Raw genomic sequence first — 20,261 nt, 5'->3', positions numbered from 1 at the left:
TGTGGGTTGCCGAACGACTCGATTGGCGAGCCTGATTAGCGCCCGATTTTAACGATGCAAACACAGGCTAATGGCGACTTGGGTCAGGGAAAAACCGAGCCGTTTGTTCCAGTCATTGAGGTTGTCTTTTAATTGTACGTCGGACGGCAGTTCGGGGCTATTGGTCGCCATCACGATCCAGTTACCGCCATCGATATTATTGACCCACACTTGAGCAAAGAGCGCATGTAACTGGGCTAGTAATTCAACCTGCTTATGTTCTTGCCAAAAGTTCACTACCAGCCAGCCCTGTGGCGCCAGGAGTCGGTAACAGCGCTCCAAGTAGGCTGCTTGAGACTGATGCGCGTCCATGCCAGTTGCGTGATAAATATCGCTCATGATCAGGTCATAGGGTTGGTCAACAGGCTGCGCGAGTTTGGCGGCGGCATCGCCGATCCCAACCGATAGGCGAGGATGACGCGCCAATTGAAAATGACTGTAGGCCAGATCCACCACAACCTTGCGCAGCTCCACGACATCGATATGGGCCTTGGGCAACTGATGGTAGAGCAGATTGGCCAAGGCGCCGCTACCCAGGCCCAATAATAGCGCGCGGTTTGGAGCGGCATTGAACAACAGGCTGAGCAACATAGCGCGAACGTAGGTGTATTGGATCTGTGTCGGCTGGTGCTTGAGAATGCAGCCCTGTTCGTCATCATCGCCAAAGGAGAGATGACGCTTATTGCCGTCGTCATACACCAGAACTGGGCCAATGGCATCATAAACCCGTTTAATTTCCTTACCAAAGTTGTTCATCTCTACCCTAGGCTGGTCGTTGGTCGCTTGGCACTGTTGGCCTCAAAAGGCCAGCTGGGTGCCGGGACTGTTTTGGGATTCGTGCGTCGCGACCATGGCGATCACCTGGCCGGGCGCGGTCACAAAGTGATTGGTCTGGCTAAACAGCCGCCCAGCACTGGGGCTGCGCACCGCCACAGTCTGTGGTTCGGGTCCGTCCAGTATAACGATTTCGGCGATCAGATCGCCAGCGGCGAGCCACTCACCCAGTGCACGGCTATAGGTCACCAGGCCCGCATGGCTGGCCAGTATTAGGCTGACCTGGTCAACCCCATGCTGCTGAGGTGTGCAGGCCGGTGGCTGATACTCACTGGTCGTGATCAGGCCTTGTTCGGCGAGAAAATGCACGATGCCCTGGCTGTCCTGCTGGGCCAATGCCGCCGACACGTCATTGCGACCGCGCAGTTCGATGGTAGCCGCAAAGCAGGGGTTGGCAAAGGGATGATCGGGAAACTCGGCCTGGAGCACGACCCAGGGTTGGGTATGGGTACCATCAAAGGCCACGGTGCCGCGTACATCTTCGCCGAGGCAAATATCATAGCCTAGGCAATGCGCCAGTTGTGCACCCATCTCAGGCTGATGCTGGCCATAAAACAGATGGGGTAGCGCGACCTCATCGCAATGCAGATCCAATACCAGATCGGCGTCTATCGACAGGCTCAATAGCGTCTTGTGCAGCGTGGCAATTTCCATCTGGCCACTGCGTTGGGCGACCTGGTGCAGCATGGCTGCCCGCAGCAGTCGGCTGTTGTGCTCGCCATCTTCGCCCAGCTCGGGCCTTAGGCTCTCAATCAGTGCGGCCGAATCGAGGGCCATGCCACGGTTGAAGTTTTGCCCGGTATGCCAATCGCAGCGACCGGTGAGGTGCCCGAACGTGCGCTGCCGTAAGCCAATGGGATTGGCGAATGGGACGAGGACAATTTCGGCCAGCAGCAATTGCTGTTGTTCTAATTGGGCGAACTGGCCGATCAGGTACTGAGCAACCAACAGGCCCGGATGTTCATCGGCGTGTAGGCCGGCTTGGATGTACACTTTTTTGGCGCCGCTCGGGCCGAAACGATGCACCCCAAGATGGCTCTGGTTGCCGACCGCAGCGGACGGCAGTGCAATAGATTGGTAACTCACAATGGGCTCTCAACAACAGTTTACGATGTTAGCCGATAGTGCCGATGGTCCTGGTGAAGTGCAAGGGTAGGGGGCGTCGAACTGTTAGGATCTGTCGCAATGACCGAGGGGCATTTAACGAAAGGCTACCGTCCACTCGACCCATTGGCCGGTGGCGACACCATCTTCCAGCGCCGGTTGAAACGACCATGCCAAGGCTTGCTCCAGGGCCGCCTGATCCAATTCTAGATGCCCTGATGACCGCTGCACAAAGGGCTGTTCCAGTTGGCCCGACGCGCCGACAAAACCGCGCAGAACGAGTTCGCCGCGCAGCCGTTTGCGAATGGCACTGGCCGGCTTGATCGGCACCGGCGGGCGACCGGCGAAGCGGGCGGCGGCAAAGTTTTGCACGTCTCGTCGATCGACGCGATCGGGTTCTACTTGAGCGGTGGATTGAAACTCATTGCTGGGCTCGGATACGATCTGGTCGAGGGGATTAGCCTTTGGCAGTTCGGCCATTGCCGACGCAATCGCAGCTGGCATTGCCGCTTGCTCCGGCCCAGTCGATGTCGGCTTTAGGTCTTCCATGGAGGCGAGTTCGGCGGTCGCTAAAATATTTTTTGCGCGCGCAAATTTTTCCAAATCGAGTACGTCAATTGGTTTGGAGAGCTGGTCTTGGACGATTGGAGCTGAGGTTTTTTTTGCGACGAAGACGGACGTCTCTATTGGATCCGTTTGGGCAATAATCAAAGTCGCTTTAGGTTCGATTTTTTTGCCCAGCGCGTCGGGTTTTAGTATTTTTTTTGGTGTCGCCGTCTTGGTCGGCAATGTGCTGCTAAGAGCTTTTTTTGTCTGGGTTTGGGCGCTGCCCTGCGGCACGGGCGTAATAGTATTTATGCTGCTTTGGAGCTGCACTGTTAAACTATTTTTCGTCGCCATTGGCGCCGAAGTCTGCGGTATTTTGACCAATGCGAATATAGCCAGGTGCACCAAAATGGAACCGGTAAAAAATACCAGTCGCCAGATCGTATCGCGTGCAGACATTGTAAATAAGGGGTTGACGGCTTCGTCGGACACTCTATACTCGCTTCCAAATTCAGGTGACCTACAACGTTTAAACGGGAAACTGGTGTGAAACCAGTACTGCCCCCGCAACGGTGAGAGAGGGTAAACCATTGAATCAATATATGCCACTGCGCAAGCGGGAAGGGATTGATTCAACAGCCTAGCTGAGCCTCTCAAGTCCGGATACCGGCCTGATGTCATTTTTCCGTACGGGTGGGTGCATGTCGTTTAGACAATCGTGCAGCGTTTCGCTGTGGTCTGTAATTTTTTGCCTTTTTGTAACAACTCCGTCTGCAGAAGACTTAGTTGATGCATCGGTTGGCGCGCAAACTGATGCGGCCCAGCCGACGGCTAATATTTTGCCGACCCTATATTCTGCCATTACCCCCGCTTTCAGCACCCAGCCGGAATTCAGTACCGCCCAAGTCACCGTAATCGATGCCAGCCAATTTGCGGCTAGCGCTCTAAGCGTCGCCGATGTTATCGAGCGAGCCCCCTCTGTGCAGTTGCAACAAACCGGGGCCACTGGTAGCTATGCCAGCGTCAGCGTGCGCGGCGCACCCAGCGCCCAGACCCAGATTTACCTCGACGGGGTGTTGCAGTCGAACGTTGGCGGTGAGGGCGGTTTCTTGCAACAGATGTCGCTCGCCGATGTCGAACGCATCGAAGTTTATTCCGGCAGTACCCCCACTCAATTTGCCCAGGGCAGCCCGGGCGGTGCCATCAATATAGTGCGCCGCACGGCACGCCAAAATCGAACTAAGATATTGCTCGAGACCGGTAGCTTTGGCCATCGGCGCGGCCTGGTGACCAGTGATCTACTGGTGGCGAATCTGGCGGTTACCGGCTTTGTTGAAGGCTTGGCAGTCGATAACGATTTTACCTACTCGAACGATGGCGGCACCGCGCAATACAGCGGCGATGATGAATGGCAGACGCGCAACAATGCGCAATTTGAATCCTGGTCCGGTGGCCTAACCGGCACTATCAATCAAGCCAAGAGCAGTTACTTTGTCAATCTCAGTGCGCACGATCAACAGAAAAATCTGCCCCACTGGGCCAATCTAACCAGCGCCGACAGCTACTACCAGCAAGGCAAACAGGCGCTGCAACTGGGTATTAACCTGTCCGACTGGTTATGGCACCAGGACAGTTCGCTGCGCTTCAATATCAGTGAAGATCTGGGCCATTTTAGCGATCCGGCCAATGGCCTGGGCAGCTTTGTCAGCGACAGTCGCGATCGACTGTTGAGTCGACAGCTGGCGCAGACCTTTGTGCTGCCGCTGTCTTGGGGACTGCTTACGTTGAACAATCAATTGGATCAGGCGCAATTTGTGATTGAACAGCAGAGCGTTACCCAGGTCGACGCCGAACGGCTGAGCGGGGCGCACAGTCTCGGCGCCGACTGGTTTGTGGCTGCCTTTACAACCTTAACCGGCAGCTTACGCTACGCCACCTTCAGTGATAGCTCGGATGACACAGAGGCGGCTGGTAGCCGCTTCAGTGGCCAGGCCGGAATTGGCTATCAACGCGGTGAGCACCGCGTGCAAGTGAATCTGCAAAGTTCCGAGCGCTTGCCGAACCTCATTGAACGCTTCGGGAATCTGGGCAGCTTTAAGGGCAATGCTGACCTGGCTGCCGAGAGCGCCCTGAGCGGGGATATCAATTATCAATGGCAGGGTGCGGCCTATCAGTTCAATGCCACCGCCTTTGCCCGGCAGTCGGACAATACCATCGCGCCGGTGTTCAACTCCCAGGGTGTCGGTCGTTATATTAATATCGATGAATCGATTTTTTATGGCCTGGAGTGGCAGGTCGAAGCCCCTCTCGGCGCGTTGCAACTGAGCTCCAGTGGCAGCTGGCAACGTGGCTGGGCAAGCTCGTTGTTAAAGGTCTATGACCAAAAGCAGGTGCCCGGCTTTTATCCACTCAGTGTGCGCCATCAGCTGAGCGGGACACCCTTGCCCGGCCTGACTTGGCAGAGCAGTTATATCTATCAGGCCGGCCTCTATTTTGATCGCGCCAACTCGACCATGGCGACCGCCAAACACCAATTTAACAGCGCGCTCAGTGGCCGAAAAAATAATTGGCAGGGCACGCTCGCCGTCGAAAACCTACTCAATCGCTACCAGGTGGATTACAGCAATAGCCCGCTGCCTGGGCGCAAAATCTATCTTAGCCTTGTTTATTTCTTTGGAGAAAATATATGAAAAAACTGTTAATAATTGCTAGCGCCATGCTCCTTGTGGCCTGTTTGCCGGAGCCGAATAACAGCCCCTTGGGTTCGGTTAACCTAGCGGTGGCGGCAGCCTCGCCGGACTATGCCACTAGCGATGTTATCCTGATCAACACAGTCCTAGAAATCGATGAAGTATTTGAACAACGAATTCACACCACCAATCCAGCCGATATCGCCATTGCCTTTGAAGCTGGAGAACTGTTCCGACTCGGACGTTATGGCTTTGATTCCGTATCGAAAATCAGTATTGATACGGAATCGGACGTTGTGTCAGTCGATTGGCAGCGCAGTGTCTTGGGCGATGATTTTAGTGCCAATCCGGGTGATCTATTGGCCCTAAGTAGCCGTCAAGCTTACGTGTCTCGCAATGGTAGCAAGGATCTGTGGGTGGTTAATCCTGCCGCGACGACAGATGCTGATTTCCTCATCGAGAAAATTGATCTATCTGCCTTTGCTAACGCCAGCAGTGGTAACCCGCATATGGCCGATCTGGAGTGGCTGGATGGGAAATTATTTGTACTGTTAACTGGTTTGAACGACAGCTATGCCGCTGCTGCCAATTCCAAGGTCGTGGTGATCGATACCAGCACGAATAGTTTAGTCGATACCGATACCACAATGGCCGGCGTTCAGGCTATCGAATTGCCGGTGCGCAATGCCGGGTCCTTTGCACTGCACGATGGCCTACTCTATGTCGCGGCCACAGGTGACGCCTACAACTATGCCGATACGTCAGGCAAATACACCGGTGGTATCGCCACCCTTAACACAACCAGCTACGCGACGGCTCTGTTGATCGACGATGGCGACCTGAGCGCGGCACCCTATGGCAATATCAGCGGCGTGACCGTGTCGGCCAACAACGATGTGTACTTTTCCGGTAGCGTGAGCTGGGGCAACGACAAGGTCTTTGTGCTGCGTGCTGGCACCAGTACACCGAGCGAAATCGTCTTGGGAACCAACCAATATAATATCGGTGACCTGCTGGCCACCGATGATGCGCTCTATGTCGGCGTGCAGGCGCAAAGCGATGGCAGTGAAAACGCCGGCTTAAAGGTAATCGATCTGGACGACGGTACGGTGAATCGGTTAATCGAGCTGACTTACAACCCAACCCAGATTCTCGCACTGTAACCGGGCCCCGTTAGGTGAGTGCTTGAACCCCGTCGGTTAGGCTCACCGTGAGGGCCTCGGAGCGGTCCATTATTTTCACCAGGGTGGTCTGGATGGTTTCATCGCTGCGGATGTCGGCCTGGGTGTTAAAGGTTTGCACCTGAGCGGCACTGTTTTCATCCGCGATAAAGCTGATATCGACCCGGGTCGCTAGATCGGCGCTGGGGCCGGAATAGGTGATAATCAATTGCGGGAAGCCTTGAAAGCCCTTATTCGCCTTTTTGCTAATTCGTTTCTGTGCTTTATCGAGATTCATCGCTTAGCAGGCCCTATATTGTGTATGTTGACGCCAGTGTAAGAGCCTTTGGCGGCATTAGCCCCAGTTTATTGCCTCAGACGGCATTTTTTTGCCCGCTTTGTCCGAAAAAACTATTTTTGCCGAAAAATGCTCATATTGGTTGGGCAGATTCATTCGTCATGGCCCTGCGCAGGCGCAGGAAAAGCGCGGTACTGACTAGATTGCTAGCCAACAACAGCAGACCGGCCAGCCACAGGGCGGCGTTCTGTAGGCCCAGCTCGCGCTCAATTATAGCCTGAGTAGCACGCTCTATGAGACGCTGATCGACGAAGCGGGTCAGCGCTTCGCTGATGATCTCGCCGGACAGCTGTGACTGGTAGGCAATGATCAGCAGCGCAATGGCCACGGTCACGATCAGTAAAAGAAGTGCGCAAAGCAGCGCGTATTTAAGGGTATGCATCATAAAGGCCTGATTCGTCGAGCATTACCCGCTAATATAGTCCAGCTTTTGCTTCTATGCCCAAATCCGTCCCGGTTTGGCCCGTTCGCCTGCTGGTTGCTCCACACAGCCCAGGCCCCCCAATGAGTTAAACTATGACCGCACTAAGCCCAATCGATCATTTACGAGCCTTGGCTCGCGACACCCTCGAGGTGTCTTGGACCCTTTATAAGATTATGGTGCCCACTCTGATAGTGATTAAAGTGCTGGAGGAGCTCGGTGGGGTGGAGTTATTGAGCCAACTTTTGGCGCCGCTAATGGCCAGCCTCGGCTTACCAGAGACGATGGCCCTGGTCTGGGCGACCAGTCTGCTTACTAATATCTACGCCGGTATGTTGGTTTTTTTTACCCACTCTGATGGGGCCATGACGGTTGCTCAGGTATCGGTTATCGGTGGCATGATGTTGATTGGCCACGCACTGCCGATCGAAGTGCGCGTGGCCCAAAAGGCCGGGGTTCGTCTCGGTTTCTCGCTGTTGTTGCGGCTGGTTGGTGGTCTGGCCTATGGCTACTTCCTACATCTCATTTACAGCTTTTCGAATACCCTGCAAGAGCCGGCCATACTGCTCTGGCAGCCAACCTTGGGCCCAGAGCCGACGTTGTTGGCGTGGGCACTGGAACAACTTAAGGGTCTAGTCGCTATCTTCCTGATTATTGTGCTGCTTTTAGCGGTGTTGCGTATCTTTAGAATTATCGGCATTGAACGCCTGATTAACCTTGCCTTGGCACCGCTGTTACGAGTATTTGGGATCTCTGCTCAGGCGACCTCGATTACCCTGGTGGGCTTCACCCTAGGGCTATCTTTTGGCGGCGGATTGCTAATTCGCGAAGCCGCATCTGGGCGCATTAAACCGATGGACGTCTTTGCCGCTATGACGTTGTTGGGTCTCAGTCACAGCCTGATCGAGGATACTCTGCTGATTTTACTGATGGGCGCAGACCTATCGGCGGTATTGAGCCTGCGCCTGCTGTTCACCTTGCTCGTGGCTTGGCCCCTGATTCACTGGGCGCGTGGCCGCAGTGCAGCGTTTCAACAACGCTATCTGGTGCACTCGTTGGCGACAGATCCATAGGGCGCGAAGTCCTGCTTTGCTCGCCTCAAACCGCTTAGCGCCCAATGCTCAGATATCACCCCCGGGTTGCCGGTAAGGTGGCCAACCAGGGCGCCAATTCTGTGGCCACCGGCTTACCGTGAGTCGCCAGGAAAGCCAAAAAGCGTTCCGGGGTCTTGGTGGTGATGCGACGTTCATCAAAACCCAGTTCGTCGAGAATGCCCAGGGTGTAATCGAAGCGACCGACATCGAAACTAATATGCGCATCACTGCCTAGGCTGACTTGCCCAGCGTGCTTATCAATCAACTCCAACAAGCTGCGGCAATGGGGTTCGGAACCGTTTCGGGACTGTAAAAAAGAACTGTTGTTGATTTCCAAGAGCACATTGTGGTCCTTGGCGGCGCGCACGATCTCGTCTTGGATGACGGGGAATTTGGGATTGCCGGGATGGCCAATAATCTGAATTACCCCGCTGGTGATGGCTCGAATCATCGCCTGAGTGTTCTCTCGGACACTGCCGGGGGCAAAGACCGGTTCATGAAAGCTGGCGATGGCGAAATCCAAATAACCCAGCATGCCATCGGGCAGGTCGACATAGCGGTCGTGCGTGTTGGTAAAGGGTTCGGGCAATATATTGGCCTCAATCGCGCGGAGGATTGCGATATTTTCGACCACCCGGGGCAAGATTTTCATATTGCCGAAGTGCCATGGATGCGGCGCATCGGGCATGGTCGGGCCGTGGTCGGTCAGTGAGAACAGCTCTAGGCCATTGCCTCGGGCATCGCGAATATAGTCGTGTACCGTGCTATAAGCATGGGTGCTGGCGATGGTATGGGAATGGGTATCGCAAAGAATTTTCATAGGGTGCCTGCCTGCAACCCAGTCGCCTTAGTTGGCCGCACGGGGTTAATGAATAATGTGTCAGTCTGGGCACAGCATATAGGAATGGGATCGAAAACACAGGCTCGCGTGTCGCTTCAGCGAATGATGCCGAGGCCATAACTTTCCAAGATCAACTGTATCTCTGCCATCCTGGCATCCGTTGGCGGCACCATGCCCTCTAGGGGATATTTCAAATTCATCGCCTTCCATTTGTGGGTGCCCAGGTTGTGATAGGGCAATAACTCAACCTGCTCAATATTATTCATGGGCGCCAAAAATTGGCCCAGTGAATGGATGTCATCCAGATCATCGGAATAACCCGGCACGACCACATAGCGTATCCGAGTTTTTTTGCCAAGGCTGGCCAAATAACGGACAAAGCGCAATGTCCGCTGGTTTGATACGCCCACCAATAGATGGTGTTTTTGATCGTTGATATGTTTGATGTCGACCATGATCAGGTCACTCTCGGCAATCATTAGCTTGTCTTCAGCGCTGTAAACGCCGACATAGCCATTGGTGTCGAGGCAGGTGTGAATATTGTGCTGGTGCAGTTTCTCAAACAAGAGCCCGACAAAGGCGGCCTGCAACACCGGTTCGCCGCCGGTTACTGTAACCCCGCCACCGCTGGCGTCCATGAATTTAGCATAGGGCAATATTTGCTCGACCATTTCAGTGACGCTATAGAGTTCGCCGCCATCCAAGTCCCAGGTATCGCGATTGTGGCAATACTTGCAGCGGAACAAACAGCCTTGTAAAAACACCACAAATCGGGTGCCTGGGCCATCGACGGTGCCAAAACTTTCAATTGAATGCACCCGACCGAGCATCTCATCGGCATGGTATTTTGGAATATTTAACACGGCTATGGTTGAGCTCATTATCCATCCTAGTGGGTCGGCGGCGTAATTGTAGCGCCATCGCAGACAAGCCTATTGCGACAGATCAGTTGAACGATTAGGGCCCGCCCTAACTTGCGCCGAGCTCGGGTAATAAGTCCGGTCGAGGTGACGAGATATGGGCGCGAAAATCGCTCGCCGAAACGGCTTTGGTAAAGAAGAAGCCTTGGGCGGCGGTCACGCCCTGGGCTTGCAACCAAGCTAATTGTCTCGGGGTTTCAACCCCTTCGGCCACTAGCTGCAAATCCAAAGCTTTCGCCATCTGGATGATGGCTGTGCAAATGCTGGCGTCATAGCGGTTGTCGGGAATGCCGGCGATAAAGGATCGGTCAATCTTGAGAACATTGATGGGTAAGTTTTTTACATTACTGAGGGGCGAGCAGCCGGTACCGAAATCATCTAAGGCTAGATGAAAACCGCGGGCGCGCAATTGCGACAGCTGAAGCACCTCGGCATCGTCTTGTTGGATCAACACCGACTCGGTGATTTCTAAAATGATCTCACCCGCGCGAATGGGATAACGCGCCAAAAGTGCATCGATCTTGTTTAGGAACTCTGGGTCCGCCAGCTGGATTATCGACAGATTAACCGAAAGATAGCCTATCTCAAGCCGCTCGTTGCGCCATCGCTGCAACTGGGCCAGAGCTGTTTCCAACACCCAAAAACCAATGCCGTGAATGAGGCCGGTCTGTTCAGCGACGCAGATGAATTGCTCCGGTTTGAGGTTGGACGCTGGCCAGCGAATAAGCGCTTCGGCGCCAACACAGCGATTCGAGTTGAGCTCGACAATGGCCTGGTAATGTAGGCTAAAAGCCTTGATCTTTAGGGCCTGCCTCAGGTCCTGTTGCAGTTGTCTCTGTGGCGTTTCGATCAGTTTGATTATCAGCATGAGTAGGGCCGATACCGCCAAGCCTATATAAAGATAGCGCCAGGGCTGCGCTCGATGCCAGTGTTGAAAGGACAAGGCCGGATCGCTCCAGCCGACAGTGGCGACTAAGGCCGTGACTTGGCTCGGGTAATCTGAGGTGTCGTAGAGGATGTCCTCCTGAACTCTAATGGCCAAATTCAACTTAGGACCTAGGGCCGCCAGCCACTGAGCCGGTTCGAAGCTGATCGCCAGCAGTTGTGGCCGACTGCTAATATCGGTTGCCACCGGTAGGGTTAGCACCAACAGGGAGCGGTTAAACGGGTCCGGCCAAATGCGCCAGTCGAGCCGGCGCTCGGCGTCAAAGTAGTAGCGCCATATTGATGTGCCGACTAGACTCAGCGGGCGCGCCGCAGCATCGGTGTCGTCCTGGGTCACCAAATAGTGTTGCACCGGGTTGCCGCCATTAAAGCGATAGTAGGTGCCATCAGCTAAAAGTAGGTAAGCACTGTTCAGGGCCAGCTCAAAAGCACCGGGTTGCATAAGATGGCTGAGCAAGTCGGCACCATTTGTCTTCTTTTGAGTGTGGCCGACAAGCTGGCTGACGGCAAAGGCCAGGTTGTTGGTAACCTGTTCAAGCCGAACCAACTGTGCATCCAGCGCATGGGCACTCGCTGTGCGTTCAGTCAGAAAGTCCAACTTAACCAAGAGTATTGCAAGAAGCACAACAGCAAACAGAGGGGGGATTTTTGTTAGATAATAAGCGGCCACTGGCATTGGACTGTATAAACGGGTCAGTTTTAGCATAGCCCATTTTTTTGACTTTAGATTGCCATCCAAGCGCATGGGTGATCGAAACCTTGGGGCTCTATACCTTATTCGTTAGGCCGTCTTAGCCGACCGAAGATATGCATCCGGTGTCGGCCGTTAACCGCCAAGTCATAAAAAGGGCGCTCGGCGCCCTTATAGTCGAATCGTTAACCCCGACAGCGGCCTGTCTATACCTGGCTGTGAAAGGTCCGAGTGATGACATCCATCTGCTGTTCACGCGTCAGCTTGACAAAGTTCACTGCATAGCCGGACACGCGAATGGTCAGTTGGGGATAGTTTTCCGGGTGTTCCATGGCATCCTGGAGCATTTCCCGATTCAAGACGTTGACATTAATATGGTGACCCTTGGCGCCAAAATAGCCATCGAGCATGCCGGTAAGGTTGCCGACCTTGCTGGTCTCGTCTTTGCCGAGGGACGCTGGGACTAGAGACATGGTGTAGGAAATACCATCCTCGGCATCGTCATAGGGCAGCTTAGCCACGCTCAGCAGCGAGGCCAGAGCACCCTTTTGATCCCGGCCATGCATCGGGTTCGCACCCGGTGCAAAGGGCTGCCCGGTTTTACGGCCGTCCGGGGTATTGCCGGTTTTCTTGCCGTAGACGACATTCGACGTAATGGTCAGGATCGATTGAGTGGGCGTAGCATCCCGGTAGGTCGGCGTTTGCCGGACATGATCCATAAAGCGAGTCACCACCATTTGCGCCAATTCATCGACCCGGTCATCGTTGTTGCCGAACTTGGGGTAATCGCCTTCGGTGGCAAAGTCGGTAATATAACCATCGGCGTTGCGGATGGCCTTCACCTTGGCAAATTTGATCGCACTCAAGGAATCGGCCACGACCGACAGGCCGGCGATGCCACAGGCCATGGTGCGCACTACGTCCCGATCGTGCAGGGCCATCTGTGATGCTTCATAGCAATACTTGTCGTGCATAAAGTGGATCACATTGAGCGTATTGACATAGGTCCGGGCGATCCAGGCCATGTACTCATCGAAGCGTGCCCAGACGGTGTCGTAGTCCAGATAGTCCCCGGCCAGGACGTCTTTTTTTGGTCCGACTTGCAGGTTAATTTTTTCGTCCATGCCACCGTTAATACCATAAAGCATGGTCTTGGCCAGATTACAACGCGCACCAAAGAACTGCATCTGTTTGCCGATGCGCATCGCTGATACACAGCAGGCGATACCATAGTCGTCGCCAAACTTGGCGCGCATCAGGTCATCGTTCTCATACTGAATTGAGCTGGTATCGATTGACACCTTGGAGCAGAAGTCCTTGAAGCCCTTGGGCATGGCGTCGCTCCATAACACCGTCAGGTTTGGCTCCGGCGCAGCACCGAGGGTATAGAGGCTGTTTAACATGCGGAAGCTGGTCTTGGTCACCAAGGCTCGCCCGTCTTCGCCCATCCCGCCGATCGACTCGGTGACCCAGGTGGGATCGCCGGAAAACAGACCATCGTATTCAGGAGTCCGTAGGAAGCGCACCATGCGCAGCTTAATCACCAGATCGTCGATCAATTCCTGGGCCAGCTCTTCGGACAGGGCGCCGCAGGCCAGGTCACGTTCAATGTAGATATCGAGGAAGGTTGAAACGCGACCAAAGCTCATCGCGGCGCCGTTTTGGCTTTTTATCGCGGCAAGGTAGGCAAAGTAGGTCCACTGTATCGCTTCATGGGCGTTTTGGGCCGGCAGGCTGATATCGAAGCCGTAGCTTTCCGCCATGGCGGTCATTTCTTGCAGGGCCCGAATCTGCTCGGACAGCTCCTCGCGCAAACGTATTACCGCTTCGGTCATCTGCTCATTATCGAGCGAAGTTTTCTGATTCTTTTTATCTTCAATTAAGCGCTCGGTTCCATACAACGCGACGCGGCGGTAATCGCCAATGATCCGACCACGGCCATAGGCATCGGGCAAACCGGTCACCACGCCGGCCTTTCGGCAACGTACCATTTCGGGGGTGTAGCCATCGAACACGCCAGCATTATGGGTTTTACGATACTGGGTGAAAATTTTATTGATCATTGGGTCCAGCTTTCGACCATAGGCATCACAGGACGCCTCCACCATGCGGATGCCGGCGTTGGCGACCATGCCCCGCTTAAGGGGTGCATCGGTCTGCAGGCCGACGACGCGCTCGAGATCTTTATTGATGTAGCCAGGTTGGTGGGAGGTGATGGTGCTCGGTAAATCGGTATCAAAGTCCAGTGGGCCCTGCAGCCGTTGTTCTTCTTTCATTAGATCCAGAACGAGCGCCCAGACATCTTTGGTGCGGGTAGTCGCACCGACCAAAAAACGGGCGTCGCCGGTGTACGGACGATAGTTTTGTTGGATAAAATCGCGCACATCCACGTCGCGTTGCCAAAGTCCGGAGTGGAATCCATCCCACGGTGTGGTTTGGGTATTGATGGTGTGGTCTGCCTGTTTTCGGTACATAGGTTTTTCTCCGCAACGTTTCTATAAGCATAGAAAATTTTAAAACTAAGAGCAGGAGCGTCTGAAAAAAAGGTAGGAAAAAAGCCGAGCTAAGTGAAATCTTGAAACGATTAAAACTGGTTTCAAGAGTTATAGGCCAACACCAGCACTATTATCTCTGCTCAAGAAGTCGCTTTAAGGTCTTTTCCTACAGCCAGAGAGTGATAACAGACTACCTTCATTTGTTGACGATATTTTGGCTTACATCAATGTTTTAACCATGACTGAAAAAATAGTTTTATTACAGCTTTCATGGATTCATCGAGCCAAAAAGACTTCAACACGCTCTACAAATTTTGTCTGGCGTTATTATCGATCTCTTAGGTCGACTCCGTTTGATCTGAGTCAACAAAAACCTGGCTTAGGGCTATTTTCATGTAGTTAAATTACGCAATTGAATTTCTCCCCTGGGATGCCTGCGAAGTGCAATCTGGGAGCGAAATTACGCAATATTTCTTTCTCACTGGGGTTGAAGAAAACCCATCGAGGGTGGATTCTCTTCTTATTGAGGCTTAGCCCCAAGGCATTAGGAGAGGATTTTGGTGAGGTCGTAGATGGACTGATTAAAGGGTCGAGCCATATTCTCGATGGCATCGATAATATCGTGGTGGGTGAGTTTATTACTCTGTATGCCAACACAGCGGCCGGCTTCACCCTGTATTAATAATTCCACGGCAAAGGCGCCCATTTCACTGGCCATAATTCGATCGAATGCGCACGGCGAACCGCCACGTTGGGTGTGACCCAAGATTGTGGCGCGGGTTTCCAAGTGGGTGCGTTTTTCGATTACCATTGCCAGGTCCGCGACATTGGTGATGTGTTCGGTGATCGCGATAATGGCGTGTTTTTTACCTTTTTCGACATCACTGACGATGCTGGCGACCAACTCGTCTTCGTTGTAACCCTTTTCGGGGATGATGGTGAATTCCGCACCGCCCCCGATGGCCGCCATCATGGTTAAGTCGCCACAATGACGACCCATGATTTCGACTATTGAAATACGATTGTGTGACGAACTGGTATCCCGCAATCGGTCGATGGCATCTAGGACTGTATTTAAGGCGGTATGAAAGCCGATGGTATAGTCGGTGCCGGCGATATCATTGTCGATGGTGCCGGGCAGGCCGATACAGGGAAAACCCATTTCGGTCATTTTCTTCGCACCCATGTAGGAGCCGTCGCCTCCTACGACCACCAGCGCCTCAATATCGAGCTTGCGCATATTGGCGATCGCGGTGTGGCGTACCGACTCTTCTTTGAATTCCGGAAAACGTGCCGATCCGAGAAAGGTACCGCCTCGATTGATCATGTCGGAGACGTTGTGCCGTTCGAGCTTCTTAATACGACCTTCATGCAAACCTAAGTAACCGTCATAGATGCCGTAAACTTCAATGCCCTTAGCAATAGCGGTTCGAACCACCGCTCGAACTGCCGCATTCATACCTGGGGCATCGCCACCGCTGGTAAGTACACCGATTTTCTTGATCATGGGAGGACTGCCTCTAGAGTTCAATGCCTGTGAATGGATCAAAAACAGGCTATTTGGTATCCGATCTGGGGCCGTAAAATGTAATGAAATTACATTAAAAGGGCCTGAAATTAATAATTGGGGCTATTTTAGTGTGCTTAAGCAACTTTTGATAGGGTCAGTAGGGCGTATTTAACCGGAAATGGAAATTAAGTACCAAAAGTCAGGAATAGGGCCGTGTGCTAACCACGAGGTGGGTGAGCGCTCGGCCGAAGGGTTCTTAGCGGCGCATCTCAATATTGCGTGACGCCATATGTCGCTTCGCATCGGCGATGGTGAATTCCCCGAAGTGAAAGATACTGGCCGCTAGCACGGCATCGGCATGTCCCAGATTAACGCCCTCGGCCAGGTGCTCCAAGGTGCCGACACCGCCACTGGCGATCACCGGTATCGATACCGCATCGGATATTGCGCGCGTCAGGGCCAGGTCGAAGCCGCTTTTGGCGCCATCTCGGTCCATGCTGGTCAACAGCAATTCGCCCGCACCATACGCCTGCATGCGGATGGCCCACTCAACGGCGTTTATGCCGGTCGCCTTGCGGCCACCATGGGTAAAAATTTCCCAGTGGTCATCGACGCGTTTGGCATCGATGGCGACCACAATACATTGGGCGCCGAAGCGCTCCGAGGCTTCGCGGACAAAGGCTGGGTTGCTGATGGCGGCCGAGTTAATGCCAATCTTGTCGGCGCCGGCATTGAGCATGGCGCGGATATCGGCGACGGTACGAATGCCACCGCCGACCGTCAGCGGGATAAAGACCTGCCCGGCGATGGCACGCACCGTCTCGATCATGGTACCGCGACCTTCGTGGGTGGCGGTGATGTCGAGCATGGTGATTTCGTCGGCACCCTGCTCGTTATAGCGTTTGGCGACCTCGACCGGGTCCCCGGCGTCGCGGATATTAAGGAAGTTGACACCCTTAACGACTCGGCCCCGATCGACATCCAAGCATGGAATAATTCGTTTGGCTAATGGCATCTTGATTCCCTGTTATGCGCTTGTATAACGATCGCAGTACTGTTGGGCCGCGCTTAAATCCAGCGTACCTTCATAGATGGCACGACCGGTAATGGCACCGGCGATGCCGCTCTGGGCATGCTGGCACAGCTCGGTGACATCGTTCATATTGGTGACGCCACCCGAGGCGATGACCGGTATTCCACATGCAGCCGCCAAGGCTTGAGTGGCCGGCCAATTGACGCCTTGCATCATGCCATCCCGGCTAATATCGGTGTAGACGATGGCACTGACGCCGGCGTCGGCAAAACCGACGGCCAGGTCGGTAGCCTTGACGTTACTGATGTCGGCCCAACCGTCGGTCGCCACCCAGCCGTCTTTGGCGTCGATGCCCACTATGATTTTGCCCGGGAATTGCTTACAGGCCGCCTTTACAAAATCCGGATCCTGCAGGGCCTTAGTACCGATGATGCACCAGCTGACACCGGCCTCGATATAATGGGCTATGGTCTCGAGCGAACGAATACCGCCACCAATCTGAATCGGTAACTTGGGATATTTCTGCGCAATCCGAAGCACGGCATCGGCATGGATCGGCGCGCCTTCGAAGGCGCCATTGAGGTCCACCAAATGCAAACGCTTGCAGCCAGCCTCGACCCAGCGGGTCGCCATGGCAACCGGATCGGCACCAAACACGGTGGCGTCTTCCATACGCCCTTGCAGAAGGCGAACGCAGTGGCCGTCTTTTAAATCGATGGCAGGGATAATCAGCATGATGTGTCCTATTGAAAAAATCAGTCGGTGGGTTACAGGCGCCCATTCCAGTCGGTAAAGTTTTTGAGTAGCTGCAAGCCGGCGGTATGGCTTTTCTCCGGATGGAATTGAGTGGCAAACAGGTTGTCGCGGCCCACCATCGCCGCAAACTCGGGTCCATAGTGGCAGGTACCAATGGTGTAGGCCGGTTGTGGCTCAACATAGTAGCTGTGGACAAAATAGAAGCGCTCCCCTGACTCAATGCCCTGCCAGAGCGGGTGTTCGGCTTGTTGATAGACGTTATTCCAACCCATATGGGGCACTTTCATCGGTAAATCGTGGACATCGAGCGCATCTTTCGGGAAACAATGGACCCGACCGGGGAAGGTGTTGAGACCAGCCACGCCCCCGTTTTCATCACTGGAGTGCATCAGCGCCTGCATGCCGACACAGATGCCCAAAAAGGGCGTGCCGCTGGCCAGAACGTCGCGCACCAGCGTGTCGACGCCCTGCGCGCGTATTTCCGCCATGCAATCGCGGATGGCACCGACGCCGGGCAATATCACGTGATCGGCAGCGGCGATACGCGCCTTATCTGCAGTAATTTCAACCTGAAAATTGGGTGCCACATGCTCTAGGGCTTTGGCAACCGAGTGCAGGTTGCCCATGCCGTAGTCGATAATGGTCAGGAGGTGTTTGCTCAATTCGAACTCCAAAAACAGTGCGGCCGGTCAGGCAGAGATGACCGACCGGTCCAGCGGAACTATTACAGCACGCCTTTAGTGGACGGAATTGCGCCAGCTTGTCGTTCATCGACGGACACGGCCGTTCGTAAGGCTCGTCCAAAGGCCTTGAAGATCGTCTCAGCCTGGTGATGCGCGTTGCGACCTTTTAGATTGTCTATATGCAGAGAGACTAGGGCATGGTTGACGAAACCTTGAAAGAACTCGACGAACAGATCGACGTCAAAGGTGCCAATACTGGCTCGGACGAAGGTGCAATCAAATTCTAGGCCCGGTCGGCCGGATAAATCGACCACCACGCGGGACAGCGCCTCATCTAGCGGGACATAGCTGTGACCGTAACGGGTCAGGCCTTTCTTGTCGCCAACGGCCTTGGCAAAGGCTTGCCCCAGGGTAATGCCCACATCTTCGGCGCTATGGTGATCATCTATTTGATTATCACCGTCACAATAGACGTCTAGGTCAAAAAGCCCGTGGCGAGCAATCTGATCGAGCATATGGTCCAGAAAAGGGATAGACGAATTGAGCGTCGCCTTGCCGGTGCCGTCTAGATTGATCGACACCCGAATCTGGGTTTCGTTAGTGTTGCGTTCTACTGTCGCCTGGCGACTCATGACAATCTCTCTGTATGAAAGTGAGGTTAATCTTTCTGGACGGGTGGCCGGTTTATTGACCAAAACCACTTGCTGAGGGCGATTATATAAGTATGCTGACCGTCAAACCACCCATGCGTGTCAATCTGGTTCATCGAAGAGCGCTATAGTGAGCGAAACTATCACTTGGGTGACCCGCGTGCGCACAGGTCATAGCATACCACTGGGGTTGCGGGTCGTGCTGCATTCAGGGCTAGCGAACCCAATAATAGTGGTGCTCCTTGGGCCAAATGCAAGCTTTAGGGCGGCCTCACTGCCTTGCTGTAGGCTAATGAAATCGAGCCCCTTAAAGGTATGCCGGCGTTATTTAAGAGGACCCGTTCCGCTAGCACTGGGGCCATAAATAGAACCTATGGGTTGTTTAGATGTTCCCGCCAGGGTGAGATATTGAGTGCTACCAACGGCTAAGAGCAAGCCCCCAAAAGGTGCCTTCTGTGTGTTTAGCGCACAAGAGTCATTTAAAAATCGAAACACTCGCCAGAGGAAGCACCGTGATTCAGTCATTAGAACAGTCTGTTAATGAAGAAAATGAAACGCGCATTCGCTTGTATGATTTTTCCACGGGTACGCAAACCTTTTTTCAGTGGCAGGCCGGGATGTTGCCCTCCCTCGCCGGGAAAAGGGTGCTGGAGCTGGGTTGCGGCAGCGGTGGCTTTTGGCAGTCTCTATTACCGCGCTGGTCAAACTGCGCGCTGACCCTGACCGATATTTCTCAGGATATCTTGTCGTCAGCCCAACAAAAGCTCGAGCCGCTAAGCAACCTAGCCGCGAGCCTTGAATTTGAAACGCTGGATTTTAATGAGTTAGCCAAGGTCGCGGGCCCTTTTGATGTGGTTATCGCCAATCACAATCTGTTTTACGCACAGGAAATCGACGGACTGCTGGCCTCAGTGACCCGCTTGCTGACGTCCGACGGACTGCTGATTTGCTCGACAGTGGGGCAGGACCATCTGCATGAATTGGCCACTTTATTAAGGTTAAAGCAGCAGGATTTGACCTGGGGCGCCGAGACATGGGCCAACTGCTTTGGTTTGGAAAATGGCGGTGGCATCTTGCAGCGCCACTTTCAGCAAGTAGACCAGTTTGAATATGACAACAGTCTGCACGTCAACTCCGCAGAACCGGTAATGGATTATCTGTTGAAAACCATGAAGAGTAGTCTGGCCGAGTGGGTGACGGAGCATTACGACGAGATCCATGCCGCTATTAGTGACGCCATGGTGGTCAGGGGATATTTGCGCCTCACCCCTCATTCAGGCTTCTTCATCGCTCGAAAAAACGGTTAACACCTCTACCTTCGTCCCAGCATTGCAACCTATTGCGGGCCTTGGTGTGCTTATTCAATGCGCTATTTTAGTGCACATTTGTTTCTTATTGCTCTATATTGGTGCCTCGGTCTAATTTAGGCACCTTGATTGTGCAAACGGGGTCAACTCTTTTGTAGCTCTGGGCATTTATCCGCGCCATTTT

18 protein-coding genes and 1 riboswitch are annotated in these 20,261 nt (G+C 53.8%); of the genes, 4 read left to right on the top strand and 14 right to left on the bottom strand.

The genetic code is table 11. From position 1 onward, the window contains the following. Window positions 1-48: 48 nt before the first annotated feature. From AC4FIC_RS06380 to AC4FIC_RS06370, 3 genes are all read right to left on the bottom strand, one after another. Window positions 49-795, bottom strand: a complete 747-nt coding sequence (locus AC4FIC_RS06380) for a spermidine synthase (RefSeq protein WP_100256359.1) — start codon at window positions 793-795, stop codon at window positions 49-51. A 42-nt stretch (window positions 796-837) separates the two neighbouring features. After that, the gene (locus tag AC4FIC_RS06375; RefSeq protein ID WP_158524283.1) at window positions 838-1,959 is read right to left on the bottom strand and encodes a succinylglutamate desuccinylase/aspartoacylase family protein; all 1,122 of its coding nucleotides are present in this window, start codon (window positions 1,957-1,959) and stop codon (window positions 838-840) included. A 114-nt stretch (window positions 1,960-2,073) separates the two neighbouring features. Continuing rightward, window positions 2,074-2,481, bottom strand: a complete 408-nt coding sequence (locus AC4FIC_RS06370; protein WP_273284519.1) for an energy transducer TonB — start codon at window positions 2,479-2,481, stop codon at window positions 2,074-2,076. Window positions 2,482-3,019: 538 nt separating this feature from the next. Continuing rightward, window positions 3,020-3,212, top strand: a riboswitch (cobalamin riboswitch). A gap of 150 nt (window positions 3,213-3,362) precedes the next feature. On the opposite strand from AC4FIC_RS06370, the gene AC4FIC_RS06365 reads away from it, so the two are divergent. Together AC4FIC_RS06365 and AC4FIC_RS06360 are read left to right on the top strand one after the other, a co-directional pair. Continuing rightward, window positions 3,363-5,213: a TonB-dependent receptor gene (locus tag AC4FIC_RS06365; protein ID WP_476194307.1), complete on the top strand. Its 1,851-nt coding sequence runs from the start codon at window positions 3,363-3,365 to the stop codon at window positions 5,211-5,213. Next, entirely contained in the window at window positions 5,210-6,376 is a 1,167-nt protein-coding gene (locus AC4FIC_RS06360; RefSeq protein ID WP_100256363.1) for a hypothetical protein, read from the top strand. Before AC4FIC_RS06365 ends, AC4FIC_RS06360 begins: the two co-directional genes overlap by 4 nt. 10 nt (window positions 6,377-6,386) lie before the next feature. Here the strand turns inward: AC4FIC_RS06360 and AC4FIC_RS06355 are convergent, their stop codons facing one another. Both AC4FIC_RS06355 and AC4FIC_RS06350 read right to left on the bottom strand, forming a co-directional pair. Beyond that, window positions 6,387-6,671: a hypothetical protein gene (locus AC4FIC_RS06355; protein WP_100256364.1), complete on the bottom strand. Its 285-nt coding sequence runs from the start codon at window positions 6,669-6,671 to the stop codon at window positions 6,387-6,389. Between the two features lie 133 nt (window positions 6,672-6,804). Further along, entirely contained in the window at window positions 6,805-7,116 is a 312-nt protein-coding gene (locus AC4FIC_RS06350) for a hypothetical protein (protein WP_145980229.1), read from the bottom strand. A 131-nt stretch (window positions 7,117-7,247) separates the two neighbouring features. On the opposite strand from AC4FIC_RS06350, the gene AC4FIC_RS06345 reads away from it, so the two are divergent. Next, window positions 7,248-8,225 carry a nucleoside recognition domain-containing protein gene (locus AC4FIC_RS06345; RefSeq protein ID WP_100256366.1) on the top strand — a complete coding sequence of 326 codons (978 nt, stop codon included), beginning with the start codon at window positions 7,248-7,250 and terminating at the stop codon, window positions 8,223-8,225. Between the two features lie 55 nt (window positions 8,226-8,280). On the opposite strand, the gene AC4FIC_RS06340 is transcribed toward AC4FIC_RS06345, so the two are convergent. The 9 genes from AC4FIC_RS06340 to hisB all read right to left on the bottom strand — a co-directional run bounded on the left by AC4FIC_RS06340 (window position 8,281) and on the right by hisB (window position 18,752). Further along, on the bottom strand, window positions 8,281-9,066 hold the full coding sequence (locus AC4FIC_RS06340) for a phosphatase (RefSeq protein WP_100256367.1): 786 nt from the start codon (window positions 9,064-9,066) through the stop codon (window positions 8,281-8,283). Between the two features lie 116 nt (window positions 9,067-9,182). Further along, on the bottom strand, window positions 9,183-9,968 hold the full coding sequence (gene pflA, locus AC4FIC_RS06335) for a pyruvate formate-lyase-activating protein (protein WP_273284511.1): 786 nt from the start codon (window positions 9,966-9,968) through the stop codon (window positions 9,183-9,185). Window positions 9,969-10,056: 88 nt separating this feature from the next. Next, the gene (locus AC4FIC_RS06330; RefSeq protein ID WP_158524285.1) at window positions 10,057-11,577 is read right to left on the bottom strand and encodes an EAL domain-containing protein; all 1,521 of its coding nucleotides are present in this window, start codon (window positions 11,575-11,577) and stop codon (window positions 10,057-10,059) included. A 272-nt stretch (window positions 11,578-11,849) separates the two neighbouring features. Beyond that, the gene (gene pflB / locus AC4FIC_RS06325; protein WP_100256370.1) at window positions 11,850-14,117 is read right to left on the bottom strand and encodes a formate C-acetyltransferase; all 2,268 of its coding nucleotides are present in this window, start codon (window positions 14,115-14,117) and stop codon (window positions 11,850-11,852) included. 565 nt (window positions 14,118-14,682) lie between these two features. Further along, window positions 14,683-15,645 carry a 6-phosphofructokinase gene (gene pfkA / locus AC4FIC_RS06320; RefSeq protein WP_100256371.1) on the bottom strand — a complete coding sequence of 321 codons (963 nt, stop codon included), beginning with the start codon at window positions 15,643-15,645 and terminating at the stop codon, window positions 14,683-14,685. Window positions 15,646-15,904: 259 nt separating this feature from the next. Further along, complete coding sequence (gene hisF, locus AC4FIC_RS06315; RefSeq protein ID WP_100256372.1) at window positions 15,905-16,663, bottom strand: imidazole glycerol phosphate synthase subunit HisF; 759 nt, start codon at window positions 16,661-16,663, stop codon at window positions 15,905-15,907. Window positions 16,664-16,675: 12 nt separating this feature from the next. Then, window positions 16,676-17,416 (bottom strand): 1-(5-phosphoribosyl)-5-[(5-phosphoribosylamino)methylideneamino]imidazole-4-carboxamide isomerase, encoded by a 741-nt coding sequence (hisA, locus tag AC4FIC_RS06310; protein WP_100256373.1) that lies wholly within the window; start codon window positions 17,414-17,416, stop codon window positions 16,676-16,678. 32 nt (window positions 17,417-17,448) lie between these two features. Then, window positions 17,449-18,099 (bottom strand): imidazole glycerol phosphate synthase subunit HisH, encoded by a 651-nt coding sequence (hisH, locus tag AC4FIC_RS06305; RefSeq protein WP_100256374.1) that lies wholly within the window; start codon window positions 18,097-18,099, stop codon window positions 17,449-17,451. 62 nt (window positions 18,100-18,161) lie between these two features. Beyond that, a complete protein-coding gene (gene hisB, locus AC4FIC_RS06300) occupies window positions 18,162-18,752 on the bottom strand; it encodes an imidazoleglycerol-phosphate dehydratase HisB (RefSeq protein WP_100256375.1) in 591 nt (196 codons plus the stop codon). Between the two features lie 530 nt (window positions 18,753-19,282). On the opposite strand from hisB, the gene AC4FIC_RS06295 reads away from it, so the two are divergent. Then, window positions 19,283-20,077: a class I SAM-dependent methyltransferase gene (locus tag AC4FIC_RS06295; RefSeq protein ID WP_476194310.1), complete on the top strand. Its 795-nt coding sequence runs from the start codon at window positions 19,283-19,285 to the stop codon at window positions 20,075-20,077. Window positions 20,078-20,261 lie beyond the last annotated feature (184 nt).

The sequence above is a fragment of the Reinekea sp. genome, assembly GCF_982785585.1.
Note: the sequence above shows the minus strand (reverse complement) of the source record. Positions and strands in the feature narration are given on the sequence as shown.